We start from the raw sequence: 22,596 nt of genomic DNA on the forward strand, positions 1-22,596 counted from the left end.
AATAAATTAGTATTAAGTGATTACTTTAGCTTTATTACATCCCACCCAATTAGTTCCAATTCAACATTGGAGTTTTGAATCAAAATCATTAATTCACATAGGTAGAGCAAGTGATAATGATGTAATAATTTATAGTGCAGTAGTTTCTCGCCATCATGCAGAATTATGGCAAAATTCATCTGGTTGGATGATGATGAATTTTGGCGCTAATGGCATTTATGTAGATGATGAGCCAATTATTCAGACATCAGTGGTAGATAATATGATTATTCGGTTAGGCATTTCCGGGCCAAAGTTACAAATTCATACTAAGGAATTAGCTTCTAAGTTTGCAAAGCAAATAGATGGGTTATCTAGGAAAGAAATAGATACAGTTAATGTTTTTGATCGGAATGAATATATGGATGAGGATTTGACACAAACAGATTTTGATTAATTTATTTTGATTAGTTTATTAACTATAAAAGTTCACTACACAGTTGTGTAGAAAATACCTAATAGTATCATTTCCGGTAGCATCGGTCTTGTATAACAAAGGTAAGGAAGAAAGAAGAGGGAAGAAGAAAGAGGGAAGAGGTCCTAAGGCTACCCTCGCAAGAAAAAAACCATTATTTCCTGTAGATATTCACCCTTGGGTTTACACTAACGATATAAACGGACATGATATAATTAGGGCTTGCTGAGTAAATATCAAAGCATTGACTGATATTGGTTAAAGCATTTTTTGGTCTAAAAAAGTGCGCCTGTTTTCAGCTTTTTGAGCTGCATAAAGCTAGTATTTTGGGACGATTATGGCAGAAAAATCACTCTTACAATTTTTCCGACTATCTCCTCTAAAATTCCCATTTCTCCTGTCTCCTCCCTCCCCTCCACGGTCGGGGTTAGGGGTGGGTTGTCTCCTACCTTCCTCCTCCTGGGAGGGGTTAGGGGTGGGTTGGGAGGGGTTAGGGGTGGGTTAAAAGACTTTTTCAGCAGACCCTAATTATTTTTTTTCCTACTTCTTGGTGCAATAATATGTCGATCTACCTGATATTTTTTGGCAGCCATAGACATATTAAACTCTAAATTTTCCCATTTTTCTAACTTGGTTTTTTTTTCCTCTAGGTTTAAATGGTTTAATATTTAAAACATGAATAATTTCTTGAGCTACTGCTTTTGCTAATAGGGGTGGAACTGAATTACCAACTTGTCTGAAACCATGCCATTTTGTGACATGAAATCTAAACCAATCAGGGTATGAATGTAATCTTGCTGCTTCTCTAACTGTGATACATCTGGGTGTAAATGGATGTATTGGTCTTGGAGAAGTATATGCACCTTTACTACTTGGTGTTCCAGCTCTGAGTGTGTTACAAATACCATCAGGATTAAGTCTATAAAAGTGGCTTACTGATTCAGTTTTTCCTGGTGCTGTAGCATTAAATCTTTCTCTTGATTTTTCTGTATGTTTTGTGCGTAAACTAGAGGTTAATATTGTTTTATCATATTCACGTTTATAAGAATAATCATTATCAAAACGTTCAAGATTACGCAATTTTCTAGCATATTTGCTTGGTTTGCCATAATCATTTTCTACTTTTATCCAATCTCTTTCTAATAATTCTGGATAATTTTCTACTTCTGGTAAGTCTCCTATTGCATCCTTAACAGTTATCAATTTTTCTGATTTTTATCTGTAGAAATATTTGTAATTGGTAGAGGATAATTTGGTAGTTTTAAACCTTTTTGACATCCTATTAAAAATAATCTTTCCCTATTTTGCGGTATGCCATAATTGACAGCATTTAAAATTTGGTAAGGCTGCTGAATTTGATAACCATTTTTATCGAATTTATCAATGACTTCCTCAAGAAAAGATTTGTGTTTTCCTACAGTTAATCCTTTGACATTTTCTATGACAAAATATTTAGGTTTTAACTCTAAAACTAATCGAACGAAATGAGATATAAGTGTATTGCGTGGGTCATCTAAGGTGCGTTTTCCAATCAGAGAAAAACCTTGGCAAGGAGGACCACCAAAAATTACATCAATTTCTTTATTTTGAATATCTGGTAACTGTCTAATATCATCTCCAGTAATATCAACTATACTACGACATAATATTGGCCAAAAAGGAAAATTGAATTGATGAGTGGCACAGTGAATGGGGTCTAATTCTACAGAAGCAAGTATATCAAATCCTGCTTGTTCAAAGCCAAGGGTCATACCTCCTGCACCTGCAAATAAATCTATACCTATTGGTCGTTGCATATTATATCTCTCTAGAAAAGAGGGAGTAGGCAGTAGGCAGTAGGCAGTAGGGGGCAATAATTGATGATTTATGCACAATAACTGATTTGATTTTTGATTATCGGAGATGTCTATTATATCTCTAGATTTATACCAATTTGAAAAAGAATGTTACAAATAATAAGTGCGATAAAAAGATTTTGTAGGAAATTTCCCTTTGACAAAACAGAGAATTTACAACCTAAAAACTGGTATTAAAGCAATTCATTATGACTCGGTTTAAATACCTAGTTTATATTCTCTGAAGTTTTCAAAAGGGATATAGAGAGGGGTAGAAATTAAGAGCAATATTATTATGAGGAATACTTCCTCCTGTCATGGCTAAGATTTCTCTATCTACATATTCATGGTGAAATTCTTGTCTAGTTTCCCATTCAGCGACAACTCTATTGTAATGTGTTGGGTTTATCCTGTGGATAAGCTACGCTAACGTTACCTTAACCCGACCTACAAATCCTATAATTTATACTTTATATGTAGCGACTGCCTTACCGTTAGGCTTTAATTCTTGATTTTTGCGGGTTATAACTTAAATATATTTATTAACAAAAGCTTCAGGAGTTAGGCAGTCAAACTCTCTAGTTTTTTCTACAATAGCCTTAACTAATTTATAGTTTGCCGACACAAAACATTGAGCTTTACCTGTTTTAGCAGTTAAATAAACTCCTGCATCCTCTCTAGGAATATTACCTAAATTTTCAATTATTTCTAGTTTGTCTTCATCCACTAGAACATAAAAAACTTGAAAATTTTGCCAAATTTTATCGACTATTTCTCCACCTATTTCAAAAATATAAAAAAAGAAAAGTCCGTATTTCAAGCCTCCAGCTTAAGCTGATGGTACTGATAACTGTTAACTGATAACTGTTAACTGAAATGGCGTTCTTGTGAAATTTCCTGTTTCACTTCTCGTACTAAGTTCAAGATGTCTTCTCTTGATTTATATCCTGCCTCCGCTAAATCTTTAGCAAATTCTGACTGTAACCTTTCTATAGGCATTAAAGAATATTGAGAAGATTTATTTTTCTTGACTTCAACTATCATTTTTTCAATTAAAATAATTTGTTCAGAAAGCGACAGTTTTTTAGCTAAATTAAGCATTTTTTCTAACATAATAATACCGAAAAATCCTCTTTACAAACTTACTATTTTTATCTTATTTTTTATTTTTTAAATTTCTAGTTTAATAAATGTTTGCTACGAATCTATGTTGCCTGTTAATTTACTCAAAAATCATCTACACCTTTGTAATTATGTTCGGGAATGTCTTTGTTTAATGAGACTCTTTGATAGAGTTTAACCATTATTAACTTCCTCATTTGCTATTTTTTCATCTTGAACAGCTTTGATTTTTTCATACAAACTATTAACAGTTTCTCCTGCAAATAATTTATCTTTTAATTTTAAATAATCACCATGACAAAACTTGCAAATAGACCAAAATCTCATCACCTTAGAGGTTTCTAAATGTTCAAGCAAAATCTGAAAAACTTCTTGAACAATTTCATAATCATTATCAATATTAACTTTCATTTTCTAACTCCTTAATAAAATCAATGGGGTTAATAGGTAAGCATTTCCTGCGGAATGCTGCGCAAACAGCTATTAGCTGTCAGCTCTCAGCTCTCATGAGGGGATTTAAATAAATATAGACTTTAAAGCTGGCTTTTGTAGTAAGTATAAATTCTGACTCAGTTAGTAAAGCTTTTATCTAAAACTAAAAACAATAGCTGATAGCTGATAGCTGACGGCTGAATGCTTACGTTAATAGCTTGAATGGATAAAGATGTACAACGATTAAGTAAACTTGATCACAAGTAACAAAATAATCACAGTTTGAAGCTTCACGCGCAAGCAACATGAAGAGCATAAATTGGTTTAATTCCTTCTATTTATAGTTGAAAAGCTCTGTTTTTAATTGATTCATTAACCAGTTGCTTAAAATTGGATTTTTTAAGATGTTCATTAACTACATTTCGCTGTTCTGGTATAGGATGCTTTTGGTTTTCATATTCTAGGACAAATGAATTAATTGATTGGATTTCTTTCGTTTCAATTAGATTCAAAATACTAATTGTAGCTTGCATTTCTAAAAAGATGCTTACCTGATTTTTATCATCATAGAGACGATTATAAACACTGGTATCTAAATAGACCCTAATCACATCATGCTACCTCCTCATATCAAATCCAGTTGAATACTTATTATATAGTTGAAAGTAAGGGACATTATATGCAACGTCCCTACTTTGTTTTAACCTTATAAAATCTAACTTTTAACTTTTAACTGTCTTGAGTGCGTCTTACATTCTGGAGGGCTGTGTGCGGAACCATTTCCGCACTTTATACGCCCCGTAGGAAACCTCGCCAATTAGCACTCGATGCATGACTTTTGACTTCACTTAGCCATCACTAACTCCGATGGCAACCGCTGAAATGAAAGTCGCTCATTTTCAACATCCACAAAAATAGTGTCACCATCATTAAACTCACTACGCAAAATACCCTTAGCAATTTGCGTTTCTAACTCTCGCTGAATTGCCCGCTTTAATGGACGAGCGCCATATACAGGGTCATACCCAACTTCTGCTAAAAAGTCAACAGCAGCATCAGCAAGTTTCAGTGACATCTTTCGTTCAGCTAACCGTTTCTCTAGACGTACAATTTGTAATTGTACAATTTCCCGTAATTGCTCTTTCTGCAACCCTTTGAAAATAATAGTTTCATCAATACGGTTGAGAAACTCCGGACGGAAAGCAGCACGCAACGCTTCCATGACTCGACTCTGTATTTGCTCATAGTCATCGGTGACATCTAATATAAACTGAGAACCAATATTACTCGTCATAATAATCACGCTATTCTTAAAGTCAACTTTGTGACCTTGAGCATCAGTAACTCGTCCATCATCCAAAATTTGCAGCATAATATTAAACACATCTGGATGCGCTTTTTCAATTTCATCAAACAAAATAACCGTGTATGGGCGACGACGAATAGCTTCGGTTAACTGACCTCCTTCATCATAACCAACATATCCAGGAGGTGCCCCTATTAAACGAGACACAGAATGTTTCTCCATATACTCAGACATATCAATGCGCACCATCGCATCTTCGGTGTCAAATAAATATGCTGCCAATGCTTTTCCTAATTCTGTTTTACCCACACCAGTCGGACCGAGGAAAATAAAACTAGCTACCGGACGGTTGGGGTCTGCTAAACCTGCGCGCGATCGCTGAATGGCATCAGAAACAGCAGTGACTGCTTCATCCTGACCAATAACTCGTTGATGTAATTCTGATTCGAGGTGTAACAGTTTTTCTTTTTCTGACTCCACCAACTTACTCATGGGAATACCAGTCCACTTAGAAATAATTTCAGCAATATCTGCTTCTGTTACCTCTTCCCGTAACAAAGTTTGACCGCTGGTTTGAGTTGCTTCAAGTTTAGTTTCTGCTTCCTCTACTTGTTTTTGTAGATTAATCAAATTACCGTACTTCAACTCAGCAGCACGGTTAAGGTCATAATTTCGCTCTGCTTGCTGAATCTCAATATTAACTTTATCTATCTCTTCTTTGAGAGTCTGAATTGTACCAATGATACCTTTTTCTGCTTCCCACTGAGCAGTTAGGGTGTGTTGCTCTTCTTTCAAATTAGCCAAATCTTTTTCTAGTCTTTCCAACCTTTCTTTAGAAGCAGCATCACTTTCTTTTTGCAGTGATAATTTTTCCATTTCTAGTTGGAGAATTTTGCGGTCAATTTCATCAAGTTCCTCTGGTTTGGAAGTAATTTCCATTTTGAGTTTAGCTGCCGCTTCGTCCACCAAGTCTATCGCTTTGTCTGGGAGGAAGCGATCGCTAATATAGCGAGTAGATAGAGTAGCAGCAGCGACTAGGGAACTATCGGATATTTTCACACCGTGATGTACTTCATAGCGTTCCTTGAGACCTCGTAAAATTGAGATGGTATCTCCTACACTTGGTTGGTCTACATAAACTTGTTGGAAACGACGTTCTAAAGCAGCATCTTTTTCGATGTATTTACGATACTCATCGAGAGTTGTTGCTCCAATACACCGGAGTTCTCCTCTAGCTAACATTGGTTTGAGTAAATTTCCTGCATCCATCGCTCCTTGAGTTGCTCCTGCTCCAACAACTGTGTGAATTTCATCTATAAATAAGATGATTTTACCGTCGGAGTCGGTGACTTCTTTAAGAACAGCTTTCAAGCGTTCTTCAAATTCGCCTCTAAATTTAGCACCAGCAATTAAAGCACCCATGTCTAAGGCGATGAGTTGGCGGTCTTTGAGAGACTGAGGAACATCTCCAGTAATAATACGTTGTGCGAGACCTTCGGCGATCGCTGTTTTGCCGACTCCGGGTTCTCCTATTAATACTGGGTTGTTTTTAGTGCGACGACTGAGTATTTGAATAGTACGTCTAATTTCGTCATCACGTCCAATAACGGGGTCAAGTTTTCCTTCACGAGCAAATTCTGTGAGGTCGCGACCATATTTTTCTAGAGCTTCATATTTACCTTCTGGGTTTTTGTCTGTTACTTTTTGGTTGCCTCTAACTTGGGAAATAGTTTCTTTGAGTTTAGCTTCATCTAGTTTAAATTCTTGATAGAGCTTTTTACCAAAGCGGTCGTCTTTGAGATAAGCAAGTATCAAATGTTCGATGGAGATATATTCGTCTCCATATTCTTGGCGATATTTTTCGGCATTGTCTAATAAAGTATCCAGACTGCGACCTAAGTAAACATTATTGGGAGTATTTTTGACTTTTGGTTGACGGTTAATAAAGGTGTCGGTGTATTCTTGTACTTTGGAAGTTGAAACACCTGCTTTATTGAATAGACTGGTTGCTAGTCCATTTTGTTCTAACAAAGCTTTAATTAAGTGTTCACTTTCGATTTGTTGATTTTGAGAAGTTTTAGCAATGTCAGGAGTACGGGATATTGCTTCCCAAGCTTTTTCTGTAAATTGGTTAGGATTATTTGGTTGCATAATTTTTTGGTTTTCTTGATTTTTTGTCTATATGTTTTTCTTTAATTGTAACTTGTAGCTCTGAATAAATTTTAGTAGAAAAAACCGTTTTTCTTATTGGGTATTCACCCTTCAGTGTAACTTGGATTAAATTTAACTTATTTTCTTTTCTCTAGCATTTTTACTAAATCAAATACTGGTCAGATAATTGCCGAAATATTGTGGTTTAAAGCCTCCCCTTTTAAGGGAATAATAAATAAAAATTTTCATAATTAGGGTTTGCTGAAAAAGTCTTATGGGTGAGGGTAGGAGACAGGAGACAGGATAAATGGGAATGAGCGAGGAGGTAGGAGCGGGCGTTTTGTCCTTTGATTTTTCTGCCCAACTATGAGCCTAAAATACTAGCTTTTTGAGCATGAAGAGCTGAAAACCAGGCACTTTTTTCGACTCCAAAAAGGCACTTACCTTTATCTGTAGATACTTTTATATTTAATCAGCAAGCCCTAATTACTCAATCCTCTTCTTTTCAAGGAGAGGTAATTCTAAATTCTAAATTCTAAATTCTAAATTCTAAATTCTTAAACCTTTCGGGAAACCAAACAGTAAATGTATATCCTTTTCCAGATTCATGTTTACGTTCCAAACTAATTTTTGCCCCCATCATCTCACATAAACCTTGACATATTTTTAATCGATCTGAGGAAGAGCTAAAATCATACGTCCTAGTAAAACCAGGTTTATATAGTTCAGATAGGATATAATAAGTATAAGGTTTAAATATATCTTGTAACTTTTCTTCTGTCATACCAATACCAATATCAGTATTGCTGACCTGAAAAACTATGTAATTTTGTGCATTATTCAATGACTCGACATTTCGATTTTGATGACCTTGTAGTTTCTGATTATTTACTCTTTCTACACTGAATGTAATTACATCACCTTTTGTCGATGTAGCTACATCATCCAGTAAATTCATCAGTACCTCTCTCACTTTTGGCAGGTCTGCATACATATTACCCAGATTTTCTCCTAAGATTAATTTGAAAGTATTCTTGTTTTTCTCTGTAATATTCTTCACTCGATCGACCACATCTTGAATTAGCTGATTAACATCAATATTTTCTAAATCAAGTGTAATTTGACCAGTTTCTATTTGGGCAATATATGAAAAATCGCTAATGGTTTTTAGGAGGTATGTAGCACCAATATTTATCGGTTCTAGAAGTTCCTTTAGGTCTATGGTGAAATCATTATCTCCTATTTCACAAGCTTTTTCATTAAGAATTTCAGCCTCTCTAATAATCGCATTTATTAGGGGTGTACGAAATTCATTGATTAATCCAAGTCTTGCGAAGATAGAAACTTTTGCTGCTTTTGCTTTGATTGTAGCTTCCTGGAATTGTTTTATATATCTTGCTAATTCTTCTCGACTATATATTTCAGAAGTTTCATACTTGCATTCTAGGTTTTTGTCTGTTACTTTTTGGTTGCCTATAACCTGGAAAACAGTTCTTTCAAGTTTAAATTCATCAAGTTTCAAGTCTTGGTCATTATTGCCAAAGCGTAATGTCTCATTCATTCTTTCTGGAAACCAAACAGTGAATTTTGAACCTTCTCCGTATTCACTTTCCACATCAATTTTTGCCCCCATTATCTCACAGAAACCTTGGCATATTGCTAATCCTAAACCTAAACCACTACTATAGCTACAATGGGTAGTTAAAGGTTCAAATATATCTTTTAACTGTTCTTGTGTCATACCAATACCAGTATCGCTGACCTGAAAAACTATGTAATTTTGTGCATTACTCAATGACTCAGCATTTTGATTTTGATTATTTCTTAGTTTTTGATTACTTACTCTTTCTACACTGAGTGTAATTAAACCATCTTTTGTAAAATTCTCTGCATTATCCAGTATTTTTCTAAGTACGCATTTCACGTTTGTCATATCTGCATACATTGTACCTAGGTTTTCTCCTAAGACTAATTTGAAGCTATTGCGGTTTTTTGCAGTGAATTTTTTGGCTGTACAAACCACATCTTCAACTAGCTTATTAACCTCAAGACTTTCTAAATAAAGTATAACTTGACCTGCTTCTATTTTAGAAATATCTAAGATATCCCAATTCATTTCTAGGAGGTGTGTACCTGCTAGCTTAATTCTTTCGAGAGCGGAGATAAAATCTTCATCTCCTACTTCCACAGCATCCTCATACAGAAGATCGCTATAACCAATAATTCCATTTAGGGGTGTACGCAGTGTCCTAATCATGTTGTGTGGAAAAACACTTGAAAAATATTTTGCTTTTTCTACTTCAAGTCTAGCTTCCTGGAGTTGTTCCAAATATTTTGCTAATTCATCACGATGGTCTTTTTCCAAAGCTTTGTATTTGTCTTCGGGATTTTTGTCTGTTACTTTTTGGTTACCTCGAACTTGAGAAATGATTTCTTTGAGCTTTGTTTCATCTAATTGAAATTCTTGATAGAGATTTTTGCCAAAGCGGTCGTCTTTGAGATAAGCAAGTATGAAATGTTCGACGGAGATATATTCGTCTTTATATTTTTGACGATTTTTTTCGGCATTGTCTGATAAGGTGTCGAGACTGCGGCCTAAGTAGATATTGTTGGGTGTATTTTTAACTTTGGGTTGACGGTTAATAAAGGTATCTGTATATTCTTGTACTTTGGCAGTTGAAACCCCTGCTTTGTTAAATAGACTTGTTGCGAGTCCATTTTGTTCTAACAAAGCTTTCATTAAGTGTTCGGTTTCAATTTGTTGATTTTGGGAAGTTTTAGCAATTTCAGAGGTACGGGATATAGCTTCCCAAGTTTTTTCTGTAAATTGGTTAGGATTATTTAGTTGCATATTTTTTCGTTTTTCTTTAATATATTTTTCTTTAATTTATTTAAAATTAAATTGTAGTTTTGCAGAAATTTTAGTAGAAAAAACCGTTTTATATTATAGGGTATTCACCCTTGGGTGTTATAACGCTACGCCCAGGCAACAGGCAATAGGCAACAGGCAATAGAGGGGAATAAAAAGCTTATGATATAAGACTTTTATCTATTGGACACCTTCTTAATTTGTAAATATGCCAGCGCACATTGCTTTATTTTGATTAAATTTAACTGATTGTTTTTTCCTAGATTTTTTGAATTAAATGGTATTTAATTCATTACTATTTCTGGAAACAAAATAGTAATTTGACAATTTTTTCTGACGTACTTTCTACATGAATATTTGCTCGTATTATTTTATATAAATCTTGATAATTTCTCCAGTTTGTTCTAATCAAGTTTTGATTAAGTGTTTGGTTTCAATTTATTGTTGGGAGATTTTGCTAAAATGCTGTGTCTTAGCGATCGCTTCCCAAATTTTCTCTTTACGGACGTTCCATGCAACTTCCCTACCCACTTCCCCTCCTGGGAGGGGTTAGGGTGGGTTAACTTCTGACTTCTGACTTCTGACTTCGTTAATTAATAGACATCTCCAAAAATCCAAAATTAAATCAATTCTTATCCATAAATTATTAATTATTTCTCCCTGCTCCCTATTCCCTTTTCCCTGTTCCTTCTTTTCTGGAGATGTCTAATACTATTTTGAAAAAGAATGTGTTTAATAAGTGTAATTATAAAGATTATAGGCGTTGCTAATTCTGGGTATGATTTGATAATTTTGTATTTTGTATTTTGTATTTTGAATTGTTTGAACTACTTGTTAATATTAACTGTTCCCTGCTCCCTATTCCCTGTTCCCTATTTTCTGGAGATGTTCTATTGAATACAAATTTAAAAATTCATGCTATTCAAATCCTTTGTTTATCCTAGTTAGTAACTCCTGAATTCTGTTTGCGGAGCATGACTGAGGAAATTCTAAATTCTAAATTCTAAATTCTAAATTCTAAATTCTGAGTTACGAATTTAAAAATTCATGCTCTTCAAATTCTTTGTTTATCCTAGTTAGTAACTCCTGAATTCTGTTTGCGGAGCATGACCTAGGAAATTCTAAATTCTAAATTCTAAATTCTAAATTCTGAGTTACGAATTTCAAAATTCATGCTCTTCAAATTCTTTGTTTATCCTAGTTAGTAACTCCTGAATTCTGTTTGCGGAGCATGACCTAGGAAATTCTAAATTCTAAATTCTAAATTCTAAATTCTGAGTTACGAATTTCAAAATTCATGCTCTTCAAATTCTTTGTTTATCCTAGTTAGTAACTCCTGAATTCTGTTTGCGGAGCATGACCTAGGAAATTCTAAATTCTAAATTCTAAATTCTAAATTCTGAGTTACGAATTTCAAAATTCATGTTATTCAAATCCTTTGTTTATCCTAGTTAGTAACTCCTGAATTCTGTTTGCGGAGCATGACTGAGGAAATTCTAAATTCTAAATTCTAAATTCTAAATTCTAAATTCTAAATTCTAAATTCTAAATTCTAAATTCTAAATTCTAAATTCTAAATTCTAAAGCTTAGATGATTACTCTTTCTGGAAACCAAACAGTAAATGTAGAACCTTGCTCTGATTTACTTTTAACATAAATTCTTGCCCCCATCCTTTCACACAAACGTTGACATATTGCCAACCCTAAACCAGTACCACCATATCGACGAGTCGTAGAAGCATCTGCTTGAGTAAAAGGTTTAAATATATGCTTTAACTGGTCTTCTGTCATGCCAATACCAGTATCAGACACCCGAAAAACTATGTAATTATTTGAATTATTAAACGACTGTAAGTTTTGATTTTGAGAACTTTTCACCTTCTTACTTACTCTTTCCACACTCAAAGTAATCAAACCATCTTGTGTAAACTTAGCTGCATTACCCAATAAATTTATCAGTACTTGTCTGACTTTTGGCATATCAGCATACATTGTACCTAAATTTTCTCCTAACAGTAATTTGAAGCTATTACGGTTTTTTTCTGTGAGATTTTTTGCTGTACCAACTACATCTTTAACTAACTGTTCAACTTCAATACTTTCTAAATAAAGTGTTACTTGACCTGCTTCAATTTTGGAAATGTCTAAGATATCACTAATCATTTCTAGAAGGTGTTTACCTGCAATCTTAATTCTATCTAGATCCGGCATAAAGTCTTCATATCCTTCTTCTTCAGCTTCTTCATGAAGAATTTCACTATATCCAATAATAGCATTTAAAGGTGTACGAAGTTCATGACTCATGGTGGCTAAAAAAGCACTTTTAGAACGGTTTGCTGCTTCTGCTCTCAGTTTAGCTTCCTGGAGTTGTTCAGTGTATTTTGCCACCTTACCAATTAATTCATTGAGAGATAAGGTTAATTGTCCTATTTCATCTTCTGTAGTGACAGGAAGTTGTAGCTCAAAGTTAGCTTCTTCTGTCACTTGTTGGGCAACTTTGATGATATCTTTAAGGGGAATCACGATGGAACTGCTGGTATAAATAGCCATTATTACTGCAATAATTATCGATAGTAGTAGGCTACCTATTAATATTTTAATTCCTAATGCTTCTGCTTTTTGATAATCTCTAAATCCTTGTTCTACTCTTTGATTAAATAATGTAGTTAACTTTTCTGAATCTTGTGATAATTTTTCTAGTTTTATTACTACTTCACTATTAGTAATTTGACTAAGTGATCTTGATGATAAACTCTCTACTTCTGTTGTTTCAGGAGCAGTTTCTACTTGTTTTTCAGGAGGAATTTGTTTAATTTCTTGAACTAAATTTTCTAATTTTTGAATATAGACTGCTACAGGGTTAAAATAATTATCGATAAATTCTTGAAGCGGAACATAGTATTTTTTATGCAGACTTTTATCTTCGACTTTTGGTATTAATTGAAGTTGCTTGAAAATAGTATTAATCTCATAAATACTTGATAATTCTTGGGATATTTTTGCTTCTAAAACTTTCCGGTCATTAACTAATTTTGGCCGCTCTTTTTGAATTATATTCACCTTCAATGCTTTTGTTGTGAGTTTCGTGAGTAAATTTACCTGTGCTTGGGCCTGCTCTATTTGTTCTCTAATTTGATGTTTATAATTCAACTCAAATATTCGCCCTGTCAGTACTCCTAAAGTAGCAACGGCGATCGCTAATATATAGCCAAAACTTATTTTCTTTCTGATTCCTATGCTACTAGACAGATTTTTCGATCCGGTTTTCTCTCGGATTGTAGACTGTTTTTCTGATGTAGAAGTTAAAGACATCTGCACTGGTATTCCTTGGCCATAATCATACAGTATATTTTATTGTGACATACTCCCACACTAAGCTGGCACTATAGTGTAAGCTCTCTCGTTTCGTAGCCCTGCCATTGCATCGGGCAAGCGCGTGCTTTAAAGACGTCTGGGCCCTACCGCCCTATTTTTGATATTTATCGCGGCATTTAAGTCGCGGTCTATTACTATGCCGCAGTACGGGCAAGAATGAGTTCGTATGTTTAATTCTTTATCGACTTTTTCACCACAATTTGAGCAATTTTGGCTGGTATTTTTGGGATTTACTCCTATAGTCTTCACCTCCAGCATTTCCGGCTTTGACAGTTAAAATAGACAGGAATTGTCCCCCAAATCGCATCGTTAATTGATTTACTTAAACGAGTCTTTGCTAGCCCTTTGATATTTAAGTTTGCCTCCGGCACGCCGCTCCGCGTCTGGGCGATAACTTCGGCTTTTAATAACAATTCATTGGCTGTTTTGAAATGAAAGTCTTTACGTTTATCAGCAACTGCTTGGTGCGCGTTCCCTCTCTTGGTCAGCATTCCGCAAGCGAGCTGTCGTCGTCGCGGGGTCGCATCCGCCTTTTTATGTTGTTTGGCTACAGCTTTAACAGCTTTTAACCATCTTTTACTACCTTTCTTTTTACGAGATAAACGTTTCTTTTGAATCTTTAGTCGCTGCTGATAAGAGCGGTAGTATTGAGGGATGGGGATAGATTCTCCTTCACTTGTTACTAAGAATTCCTTTAGCCCCATATCAATTCCCAGGGTGTTTTTTAATTTAGGTTCCACTTTAGTTGTTAAAGCTGGAACTAATTTGTCTTCTAGGGATAAAGTTACATAATAACCATCTGCTTTACGACTAATTGTCGCTGTTTTAATTTGAAAACTATCAGGTAGCGGTCGATGTTTAATCAACTTGATGTTGCCTATTTTTGGCAAATTAATTTGATTTTCTTCTATGCAGTCTTGCTTGATTTGAGGATAAGTAAAACTGCGATAACGCCCTTTTCCTTTAAATCTTGGTTTTCCTAATTTTCGTCCTTTTTTGTCTGTTTTCAACCATCTATCAAAGGCAAGTTTTACCCGTTTTATGCAATCCTGCAGGACCTGAGAGTGAATTAGCTTGTATTCCGGAAATTTGTCTTTGGTATTGACTAAATCTTTTTTTTGAGAGTAATAATTTGGATTATCTCTGAGTTGAGGAATTGGCGTTACTAAGGGGCAGGCGTTAACTGGACAACGGTTTTCCGACCACCATGAGAATCTTTCACCCAACCTATAGTTGTACTGCCGACGCAATAATTCTAACCACGTTTCTATGGTGGCTATTTGCTCTTTGTTGGGTCTTAATTTATATTGGTAGGCAGTGCGCATGGTGGAAAATTTCCGGGGTTACTAACTCTAAATTTATCAATATTTTGAAAATGATATAAATGACTAAGTTGTAATTAGAAAAGTATATAGACTTTCTCGTTCGGATAGGTACAATTTGAGTTTTTAGGGAGTATGGAACACCAGAGCAGGAAATATAAGCATTTGCAATACACTTCACATTTACTGAGTAATTTTATTGCATTTTTCACTGTACGAGTATTGGTCAAACAAAAAATATTAATTCTTAGTATAACTATTTATTTTTCTGAAAAATTTTGAGAATATTAACTTAACTTAATTACTGTTACTAATTTATTACTTACTGTTGGCAAAACTTAAATAGATATAAATCATCTGGTAATTCAGAGGCCACGTCTAAATCAACACTTTCAGGAACAAATAAAACCATGCCAAATTCACATAGTTCAGTTGAACATTTATCTGGTCGTGCAGTAATTCGATAATCGCTGTTTTCTGTGGGAGTAAAAGAGATTACTGGTATCCCATCCTGTTTTTCATCATTGGCTATCTTTTCGCCCTGTTGATTCTTAAGGGTTAAATTTAAGTCATTACAATTATCATCACATACTCCTAGAATCGTATAGGACGTATCAGAAGATAATTTGGCTGTAAAAGGAACTTCTACTCTTTCTTTAACTTTTCCAATAAGTGGCCAGAATACCAGTTTGTTACCAGCTTTTTCTTGTTGTTCTACTGTCTCTTTCAGCTTACATATTACTTGTTCTTGTTCAACACTAAGTTCTACACTGGCAGCAGTTGCAACCATTGCACTGCCTAATACCAAACCAATTCCACCTAAAACTAATTTTTTGGTATCCATTGATTTACTCAAATAAAGATTTTTAAGTTTACTACAGTCAGGAGTTTAGCATATATCTTGCACAATAAAAATCTTTTATAGGGAATAGGGAACAGGGAACAGGGAATACCATTTCTCAAAAACTTTTCTATATTTTCTTGAGTAGGGGAGTAGGGGAGTGGGGGAGTGGGGGAGTGGGGAGAATTAAACATAAGAATAATTAACATTAACTTACCTGAAAGTAGCAAAAAGGTTATTCGACATAAGTTAATTACTTAATAACTGATTATAGGGAACAGGGAACAGGGAATAGGAAACAGGGAGAAATAATTGATAATTTAGGGATAATAATTGATTGGATTTTTGGGGAGATTTCTATTGCTTAAAATTAATCATTAGATAGGGAAAAGGAAATAGGAAACAGGGAGCAATAATTGATAATTTAGGGATAATAATTGATTGGATTTTTTGAGATATGTCTATTGCTTAAAATCAATCATTAGATAGGGAAAAGGAAATAGGAAACAGGGAGCAATAATTGATAATTTAGGGATAATAATTGATTGGATTTTTTGAGATATGTCTATTGCTTTAACAAACAGTCTCTTAGGTAGCACTTTAACTATCAAGTAATTAATACCAATTTCATAAAATATTGCTACTGGACTGTTTCATCTTAAATGGTGCAATAGGAAGTTGGCCTGAGATTTCTTTACATTCGTTCGCAATGACAAATCTAATGCACAGTCCACTAGAAGCGTATTAATTATTATATAGGGAATAGGGAACAGGGAATAGGGAGGAATAATTGATAATTTAGGGAGTAGAGAGTAGGGGGTAGGGAACAGGGAACAGAGAACAGAAAACAGAGAGAAATAATTGATAATTTAGTGATAATAATTATTGATTTTATTTTTTTATTTTTTTGGAGATGTCTATTCTGTTTACGAGGTAATTGTTAATTATTAATTATTAATTATTAATTATTAATTGTTGAGTTCCCCCACTCCCCCACTCAAGAAAATATAAGTTTTTGAGAAATGATATTACTTGGTCTCCATCCAATTTTTTCCAGCATGAATATCTACTATTAGTGGTACTTTTAAATCTATGGCTTTTTCCATTGTAGATTTAATTACCTGTTCCAACTCTTGCCACTCTAATGATGGAATTTCAAATACTAATTCATCATGGACTTGTAATAATAATTTTGCTTGATAATTTGCCAATATTTCATGGAATTTTATCATGGCAATTTTAATAATATCTGCGCTTGAACCTTGAATAGGTGAGTTAGCTGCTGCTCTTAAAAGTTGAGCATCATTTTGACTTAAACGTTTGAATTCATCTAGGTTAATTTCTTTTGGTTCTGTACCTTTTAAATCTCGGAGAGTTTTAGATTCAAATTCAAAATAACGCCGACGACCTAATATTGTTTCTACATAACCTTGAGCGATCGCTTGTTTTTTTAACTTCCCTAAATACTCAAATACTTGAGAATATTGTTGTTTATATCTGTCTAGAAATTGTTTACTTTCTTTGACGCTTATTCCGACAGACCTTGCTAATTTTTGCGCCCCCATGCCATAAATTACGCCAAAGTTTATTGTTTTACCGACACGACGTTCATCTGATGTAATTTCTGTTTTTTCAAATAATAGTTTTGCTGTTACAGTATGTACGTCTTGATTATTTTGATAAGCTTCTATTAATACTGGTTCTTGACTCAAGTGAGCTAATATTCTTAATTCAATTTGTGAATAATCTGCGGCGACTAATAACCAATCATTTTTGGGGATAAATGCTTGACGAATTTGCCGAGAAAATTCTGTACCAATGGGGATATTTTGTAAGTTTGGTTCGGAGGAAGATAAACGTCCTGTATCTGTTTGAGTTTGATTGAAATTTGTATGAACTCTCTGAGTATCTGTACGAACTAATTTTGGTATGGCTTCGACATAGGTAGAAAATAGTTTGTATAAGGTTCGGTGATTTAATATTTCATCAATGATGGGATGATGTTGACTTTCTTCTTGTAATTTTTCTAAGACAACTACATCTGTAGAATAACCAGTCTTAATTTTTCGAGATTTTTTCTGATTTTGATTGAGTATATTAAATAGTAGTTCGCTTAATTGAGATGGTGAGTTTAGGTTTAAAAAATCGCTGGTTTCTGCTCGTTCGATTTGATTTTCAATTTCTTCTGAGTTCTGTCTTTGCTCTTTTGGTAATTTGGTAACATAAGCTTTTAGTATGGGGCTAGATATTGCTTTTTTTAATTCTTGTTGATTAGTGAATGAGTCAGTCTCTATATTTTGAATTTCTGTTTTGAGATATTCCTGTAAAATTCGACTATCTACAGTTTCAAAAGCTCTTTTTTCAATAGCTTCTAAATCTTTTTTCAGTTGAACTGAGAATTTATTGAGATATTCAATATCTATCCTAATTCCCAAATATTCCATTTCTGCTAAAACAGATTCTAATGGCTGTTCTACATCTACTAATAATTTGTACAAAGATTTCTCAGGAGGTTTATTTTCATCGGCTTTTTCTAATTCAGCTCTTAATTTTTCTACTAACTGAAACGTTACAAAAACTTGAGCGCCACAATAGTGAGTAACTTTCAGAATATCTAAGTCAGCAATAGTTTGATTTCTAGAGACCACATCATCATAACTTTTTAAATTTATTCCAGCAGTTCTCAGATATCTAATATATATTTCTTCCAGACTATGTTTTGCTCCAGGATTTAATACATAACTTGCCAACATTGTGTCAAAAACAACCCCAGCTAATTTAATTCCTTGACAGCGAAAAACCAATCTATCAAATTTGGCATTTTGAAATACTTTTGGATAATCAGAACTTTCTAAAATTGGCTTTAAAGCCTCTAATACTTTTCCCTTATCTAGATTTTTTCCTACTTTATGTCCGGTGGGAATATAAGCAATATCTTCTATATTTCTTCCCCAACAACAACCAATACCAACCAACTCTGCATCTCGCGGTTCTAAAGATGTAGTTTCCGTATCCCAAGCCACGGGAGTCTCATAATTTGTCTGTTCTTTTAAAATATTTACTAACTCCTTTAACTTTTCTGGAGTATCAATAATTTGAGGTTTAATTTCTGATTTTGTTGTAGTTTGTTGTTGAGCTGCCTTTGTATCTTCTGCACTAAAAAACCAATCATCACTCTCCTCCTCAACCAAAATATTATCTGATTTTTCTTGTGGTTTATTTTCCGACTCTTCTGGCAAAACTTCAATTCCCGCCACTCCACCAAACTGTTGTTCTAAATGATGGATTTGATTTAAGAAATGTTGTAATTCAAACTTTTGCAAAACAGGCTCAATTTCTGAGCGAGAGATTTTTTTGAGCTGCAAATCTTCTATCTCAATATCTATTGGAACATTTACCTCAATTCTTGCCATAAACTGAGAATGTTCTGCCTCAGCTTTTCCCTCTTCAAGTTTTTTCTGATTTGCTCCTTTAATTTGAGGTAGAGAACTATAAATTCCTGCTAAAGAACCATATTCATTCAACAACTTAACAGCCGTTTTTTTCCCAATACCCCTAACACCAGAAATATTATCAGAAGCATCTCCACAAAGAGCCTTATAATCAACAACTTGAGTCGGTAAAATACCCAATTTTTCCTTAACTTCTTCAGGACCAAACTCTTGAGGAGTACTACCTTTACCTGCCGCTAAATGTAAAACACTAATACCTTTTTCCACATCTATTAATTGAAATAAATCTTGGTCGCCCGAAAGAATTTTGACCCGAAAACCAGCAGCACTAGCTTTTTGCGCTAAAGCTCCTAATACATCATCCGCTTCATAACCAGCAACAGTAATTATAGATATATTAAAAGCTTTAAGAATGTCTTGCAAATTTTCCACATCAACAATTAAATCGTCAGGTGCTTCTTGTCTATTTGCTTTATAATTTTTGTCAGCTTCATGGCGAAATGTAGGTTGTCCTAAATCAAAAGCGATCGCTAAATATTCTGGCTTTTGAGTCTCCATAACTTCCAACAAAGACTTCAGAAAACCAAAACAAACACTGGTGGGAATGCCCGTAGAAGTTTTTAAGCCTCCACTACGACTTTTACCAAAAGCATAGTAGGAACGAAAGGCTAGAGAATGGCCGTCAATTAAAACGGCAGTGGAAAAGTTTGTAGACATTTGATATTGATATTTTGAGATATCTCTCTATTTTAGCGGGTAGTTTATACTAGCTAATAAGAAAAATCTAAATTACCTTATTTGAATGCTTTTATTGTTAAAAACTTATTTCTATAGTTGTGAAGTTTATGGATATGGAAATTTATTTCTTTTTCCTAACTTTCTGACTCTTCTGACAAAGACTTAATCCCTGCCAACCCACTAAACTGTTGTTCTAAATGATGGATTTGATTTAAGAAAAATTGTAACTCAAACTTTTGCAAAGCAGGCTCAATTTCTGAGCGAGAAATTTTTTTGAGCTGCAAATCTTCCACCTCAATATCTATTGGAACATTTACCTCAATTCTTGCCATAAACTGACAATGTTCTGCCTCAGTTTTTCCCTCTTCAAGTTTTTTCTGATTTGCTCCTTTAATTTTATCTTAACGTTGGCCCTTGACCCGCGCTCTCCCGTAGGGGAGCTAGGGCATGTTTGCGTAGCATTCCGGAGGAAAAACCAATCAATGTTGCGGTTTTACAAATAATCTGTTAGAATGTAAATGTTGAAAATTAGTCAGTAGATGGTGGAAAAAGCGTACAAATTTAGATTTTACCCAACTCCAGAGCAGGAAAGTCTGTTGCGTAGGACATTGGGTTGTGTGCGTGGTCACTACAACAAAGCTTTAGCAGCTAGAACTACTGCCTGGTATGAGAACAAAGAGCGAGTAAGTTACAAGCAAACTTCAGCTATGCTTACTTTATGGAAAAAGCAGGAAGATTTAGATTTTCTTACTAAAGTAAGCAGTGTACCATTGCAGCAAGGATTGAGACATCTACAAACCTAAAAAGCGTCGGGAGGAAGTACGCAGCGCCCGTTTTAACGGCTGGTTGAATAACGACACGCGGGTAATAAAGCGGAGTAAAAGTCTGGTATAATAGAGGAATAAGGAACAAGGTTTGTCGCCATGACATGACCGCGCTTTGCGGTGAAATTCCGGTGGACAGGAGACGGGGAATTAACTTCCTACGACGGCTGTTAGCTCCGCATTCGGCACCGAAAAGCAAGTAGGCAGCTAGAGCAGCGAGAAGATTGCTCCAACCAGTGCGAGTAAAACCACTCGTGAAAGCTAATAAAAAAAAGTAAACTCACAGCTAGATTTCTGTCTATGCCGAGGAGTTCAGGAGTCTGTTGACAGGCTTTAAGCAAATGTGGATTTATCCCAAATGGGGGTGGACTAACCACAGAATCCAGGGTGTTTCAACCCCTGGAGATGTCAAAGCCTTCACTAACTTTTTAGTGGACGGACTAAATATCCCAACTTTAAGAAAAAACGTATGGGGTGGTAGTGCTGAATTTACGAAGTCGGCATTTAAGTGGAAAGATGGTCAAGTCTATTTAGCGATCGGGCTCTGAACCGTTACCTATTAGATGGAGTAGACAACTACCGCAAGACTGTGTGCCAACAACAATAACAGTGAAACTTGACCCCAGTAGTAGATGGTCTATATCTTTGAGAGTCAATGATACCAGAGATTTAAAACTTAAGCCAGTCCAGAAACAAATAGGTATTGACGCGCGGAATTACCAGTTTAGTTACTACCAGTAATGGAGAAAAAATTGCTAACCCAAAGAATATAAACAAATTACACAAAAAGCTGAGATTAACTCAAAAGTCTCTATCGAGAAAAACCAAGGGATCTAATAACTATCAAAAGGCTAGGCTAAAGGTAGCTAGGACACACGCCAAGATTAAAGATTCAAGATTTGACTATACTCACAAACTGACAACCCAACTAATTAGAGAAAACCAAACGATAGTAGTTGAGGATTTGGCAGTTAAGAACATGGTCAAAAAGCGGTGCGACCCCGCGACGACGCCAGCTCGCTTGCGGAACGCGCACCAAGAGACCACAAATTAGCAAGAGCTATATCAGATGCCAACTGGGGAGAATTACTTAGACAATTAGAATACAAAGCAGAATGGTATGGACGGGAATTAATCAAGATTGATAGATATTTTCCTAGTGCCTCTTTCAGAGGAGCTTTCCTATCGGAATGCTTCGCAAACGCTAACAAAACGTTGTTCTAATTGTGGTTATGTAGTGGAAAAATTACCTCTAAATATTAGAGAGTGGGATTGTCCTGAATGTGGTAGTCACCATGACCGGGACATCAATGCAAGTATAAATATTTTGCGGATGGGAACCCGCGTCGGCGTTAGCTTTAGCTCCTCCGGAGGAGGCTAGACGCAAGGGAACGCCCACCAAGAAGGCTGCGGGAGGAGCAGTGTCAGTCTGTGGAGCGCGCTTTTAGACCCGAGGAGAGTAAATCACCGTTTGCGGAGCATTCCGTAGGAAAGGCGGGTGCATTGAAACAGAAAGTCTCTAACAGTGATGCTAGGGAATCCCCTGCTGTCACGCAAGTGCAGCGTCGGGAGGATGTCAATCAGAGAACTATAAATTTCTGCTAAAGAACCATATTCATTCAACAACTTAACTGCTGTCTTTTTCCCAATACCCCTAACACCAGAAATATTATCAGAAGCATCTCCACAAAGAGCTTTATAATCAACAACTTGATTCGGTAAAATACCCAATTTTTCCTTAACTTCTTCAGGACCAAACTCTTTAGGAGTGCTACCTTTACCTGCTGCTAAATGTAAAACACTAATACCTTTTTCCACATCTATTAATTGAAATAAATCTTGGTCGCCCGAAAGAATTTTGACCCGAAAACCAGC

Annotated in this window: 20 protein-coding genes and 1 pseudogene; 6 read left to right on the forward strand and 15 right to left on the reverse strand. The window is 35.1% G+C overall.

Annotated features, from left to right (window positions below; genetic code table 11):
• Positions 1 to 16: 16 nt before the first annotated feature.
• Positions 17 to 436, forward strand: coding sequence for an FHA domain-containing protein (locus SAGCYANO_RS05975; RefSeq protein WP_202219239.1), 420 nt, complete (start codon positions 17 to 19; stop codon positions 434 to 436).
• A 618-nt stretch (positions 437 to 1,054) separates the two neighbouring features.
• Here the strand turns inward: SAGCYANO_RS05975 and SAGCYANO_RS47340 are convergent.
• The 14 genes from SAGCYANO_RS47340 to SAGCYANO_RS06040 all read right to left on the reverse strand — a co-directional run bounded on the left by SAGCYANO_RS47340 (position 1,055) and on the right by SAGCYANO_RS06040 (position 20,229).
• Positions 1,055 to 1,657, reverse strand: a complete 603-nt coding sequence (locus SAGCYANO_RS47340; protein WP_255502469.1) for a DNA cytosine methyltransferase — start codon at positions 1,655 to 1,657, stop codon at positions 1,055 to 1,057.
• The gene (locus SAGCYANO_RS47345; protein ID WP_255502470.1) at positions 1,654 to 2,250 is read right to left on the reverse strand and encodes a DNA cytosine methyltransferase; all 597 of its coding nucleotides are present in this window, start codon (positions 2,248 to 2,250) and stop codon (positions 1,654 to 1,656) included. The genes SAGCYANO_RS47340 and SAGCYANO_RS47345 overlap by 4 nt, the downstream gene beginning before the upstream one ends.
• Before the next feature lie 568 nt (positions 2,251 to 2,818).
• Positions 2,819 to 3,109 carry a hypothetical protein gene (locus SAGCYANO_RS05990; RefSeq protein WP_202219241.1) on the reverse strand — a complete coding sequence of 97 codons (291 nt, stop codon included), beginning with the start codon at positions 3,107 to 3,109 and terminating at the stop codon, positions 2,819 to 2,821.
• 47 nt (positions 3,110 to 3,156) lie between these two features.
• Positions 3,157 to 3,390, reverse strand: coding sequence for a hypothetical protein (locus tag SAGCYANO_RS05995; protein ID WP_202219250.1), 234 nt, complete (start codon positions 3,388 to 3,390; stop codon positions 3,157 to 3,159).
• A gap of 195 nt (positions 3,391 to 3,585) precedes the next feature.
• Complete coding sequence (locus SAGCYANO_RS06000) at positions 3,586 to 3,822, reverse strand: hypothetical protein (protein ID WP_202219242.1); 237 nt, start codon at positions 3,820 to 3,822, stop codon at positions 3,586 to 3,588.
• A gap of 359 nt (positions 3,823 to 4,181) precedes the next feature.
• Entirely contained in the window at positions 4,182 to 4,454 is a 273-nt protein-coding gene (locus tag SAGCYANO_RS06005) for a hypothetical protein (protein WP_202219243.1), read from the reverse strand.
• A gap of 233 nt (positions 4,455 to 4,687) precedes the next feature.
• Positions 4,688 to 7,300 (reverse strand): ATP-dependent chaperone ClpB, encoded by a 2,613-nt coding sequence (gene clpB, locus SAGCYANO_RS06010; RefSeq protein WP_202219244.1) that lies wholly within the window; start codon positions 7,298 to 7,300, stop codon positions 4,688 to 4,690.
• A 535-nt stretch (positions 7,301 to 7,835) separates the two neighbouring features.
• A complete protein-coding gene (locus tag SAGCYANO_RS06015; protein WP_202219245.1) occupies positions 7,836 to 10,151 on the reverse strand; it encodes a HAMP domain-containing sensor histidine kinase in 2,316 nt (771 codons plus the stop codon).
• Between the two features lie 1,605 nt (positions 10,152 to 11,756).
• Complete coding sequence (locus tag SAGCYANO_RS06020; protein ID WP_202219246.1) at positions 11,757 to 13,481, reverse strand: ATP-binding protein; 1,725 nt, start codon at positions 13,479 to 13,481, stop codon at positions 11,757 to 11,759.
• Positions 13,482 to 13,610: 129 nt separating this feature from the next.
• Positions 13,611 to 13,802 (reverse strand): zinc ribbon domain-containing protein, encoded by a 192-nt coding sequence (locus SAGCYANO_RS50000; RefSeq protein WP_375339879.1) that lies wholly within the window; start codon positions 13,800 to 13,802, stop codon positions 13,611 to 13,613.
• Positions 13,790 to 14,869 (reverse strand): RNA-guided endonuclease InsQ/TnpB family protein, encoded by a 1,080-nt coding sequence (locus SAGCYANO_RS06025; RefSeq protein WP_375339880.1) that lies wholly within the window; start codon positions 14,867 to 14,869, stop codon positions 13,790 to 13,792. Before SAGCYANO_RS06025 ends, SAGCYANO_RS50000 begins: the two co-directional genes overlap by 13 nt.
• A 319-nt stretch (positions 14,870 to 15,188) precedes the next feature.
• Positions 15,189 to 15,710, reverse strand: a complete 522-nt coding sequence (locus SAGCYANO_RS06030; protein WP_202219247.1) for a hypothetical protein — start codon at positions 15,708 to 15,710, stop codon at positions 15,189 to 15,191.
• A gap of 1,025 nt (positions 15,711 to 16,735) precedes the next feature.
• Positions 16,736 to 19,876: a DNA polymerase I gene (locus SAGCYANO_RS06035; protein ID WP_202219248.1), complete on the reverse strand. Its 3,141-nt coding sequence runs from the start codon at positions 19,874 to 19,876 to the stop codon at positions 16,736 to 16,738.
• 155 nt (positions 19,877 to 20,031) lie between these two features.
• Entirely contained in the window at positions 20,032 to 20,229 is a 198-nt protein-coding gene (locus tag SAGCYANO_RS06040; protein ID WP_202219249.1) for a hypothetical protein, read from the reverse strand.
• Positions 20,230 to 20,436: 207 nt separating this feature from the next.
• On the opposite strand from SAGCYANO_RS06040, the gene SAGCYANO_RS06045 reads away from it, so the two are divergent.
• The 5 genes from SAGCYANO_RS06045 to SAGCYANO_RS50020 all read left to right on the forward strand — a co-directional run bounded on the left by SAGCYANO_RS06045 (position 20,437) and on the right by SAGCYANO_RS50020 (position 22,102).
• Positions 20,437 to 20,700 (forward strand): helix-turn-helix domain-containing protein, encoded by a 264-nt coding sequence (locus SAGCYANO_RS06045; RefSeq protein ID WP_375339881.1) that lies wholly within the window; start codon positions 20,437 to 20,439, stop codon positions 20,698 to 20,700.
• Positions 20,701 to 21,062: 362 nt separating this feature from the next.
• Positions 21,063 to 21,269 carry a hypothetical protein gene (locus SAGCYANO_RS50005; protein WP_375339882.1) on the forward strand — a complete coding sequence of 69 codons (207 nt, stop codon included), beginning with the start codon at positions 21,063 to 21,065 and terminating at the stop codon, positions 21,267 to 21,269.
• A gap of 43 nt (positions 21,270 to 21,312) precedes the next feature.
• Positions 21,313 to 21,462, forward strand: a complete 150-nt coding sequence (locus tag SAGCYANO_RS50010) for a hypothetical protein (protein ID WP_375339870.1) — start codon at positions 21,313 to 21,315, stop codon at positions 21,460 to 21,462.
• Positions 21,425 to 21,775, forward strand: a complete 351-nt coding sequence (locus tag SAGCYANO_RS50015) for an RNA-guided endonuclease InsQ/TnpB family protein (protein WP_375339869.1) — start codon at positions 21,425 to 21,427, stop codon at positions 21,773 to 21,775. Before SAGCYANO_RS50010 ends, SAGCYANO_RS50015 begins: the two co-directional genes overlap by 38 nt.
• A gap of 105 nt (positions 21,776 to 21,880) precedes the next feature.
• A complete protein-coding gene (locus tag SAGCYANO_RS50020; protein ID WP_202219050.1) occupies positions 21,881 to 22,102 on the forward strand; it encodes a zinc ribbon domain-containing protein in 222 nt (73 codons plus the stop codon).
• A 191-nt stretch (positions 22,103 to 22,293) separates the two neighbouring features.
• Here the strand turns inward: SAGCYANO_RS50020 and SAGCYANO_RS06060 are convergent.
• Positions 22,294 to 22,596 (reverse strand): annotated as a pseudogene (locus SAGCYANO_RS06060) (5'-3' exonuclease H3TH domain-containing protein); the annotation flags it as partial.

The sequence above is a fragment of the Okeania sp. KiyG1 genome (assembly GCF_014132355.1).
GTDB lineage: Bacteria > Cyanobacteriota > Cyanobacteriia > Cyanobacteriales > Microcoleaceae > Okeania.

Bases quoted from the DNA above. Each gene is read 5' to 3' on its own strand.
- SAGCYANO_RS06020 (WP_202219246.1), bottom strand. From the start codon at position 13,481: ATGTCTTTAACTTCTACATCAGAAAAACAGTCTACAATCCGAGAGAAA.
- SAGCYANO_RS06030 (WP_202219247.1), bottom strand. From the start codon at position 15,710: ATGGATACCAAAAAATTAGTTTTAGGTGGAATTGGTTTGGTATTAGGC.
- SAGCYANO_RS06035 (WP_202219248.1), bottom strand. From the start codon at position 19,876: ATGTCTACAAACTTTTCCACTGCCGTTTTAATTGACGGCCATTCTCTA.
- SAGCYANO_RS06045 (WP_375339881.1), top strand. From the start codon at position 20,437: ATGGTGGAAAAAGCGTACAAATTTAGATTTTACCCAACTCCAGAGCAG.
- SAGCYANO_RS50005 (WP_375339882.1), top strand. From the start codon at position 21,063: ATGTGGATTTATCCCAAATGGGGGTGGACTAACCACAGAATCCAGGGT.
- SAGCYANO_RS06015 (WP_202219245.1), bottom strand. From the start codon at position 10,151: ATGCAACTAAATAATCCTAACCAATTTACAGAAAAAACTTGGGAAGCT.
- SAGCYANO_RS06040 (WP_202219249.1), bottom strand. From the start codon at position 20,229: ATGGCAAGAATTGAGGTAAATGTTCCAATAGATATTGAGGTGGAAGAT.
- clpB (WP_202219244.1), bottom strand. From the start codon at position 7,300: ATGCAACCAAATAATCCTAACCAATTTACAGAAAAAGCTTGGGAAGCA.
- SAGCYANO_RS06025 (WP_375339880.1), bottom strand. From the start codon at position 14,869: ATGCGCACTGCCTACCAATATAAATTAAGACCCAACAAAGAGCAAATA.
- SAGCYANO_RS06000 (WP_202219242.1), bottom strand. From the start codon at position 3,822: ATGAAAGTTAATATTGATAATGATTATGAAATTGTTCAAGAAGTTTTT.
- SAGCYANO_RS50000 (WP_375339879.1), bottom strand. From the start codon at position 13,802: ATGCTGGAGGTGAAGACTATAGGAGTAAATCCCAAAAATACCAGCCAA.
- SAGCYANO_RS05995 (WP_202219250.1), bottom strand. From the start codon at position 3,390: ATGCTTAATTTAGCTAAAAAACTGTCGCTTTCTGAACAAATTATTTTA.
- SAGCYANO_RS47345 (WP_255502470.1), bottom strand. From the start codon at position 2,250: ATGCAACGACCAATAGGTATAGATTTATTTGCAGGTGCAGGAGGTATG.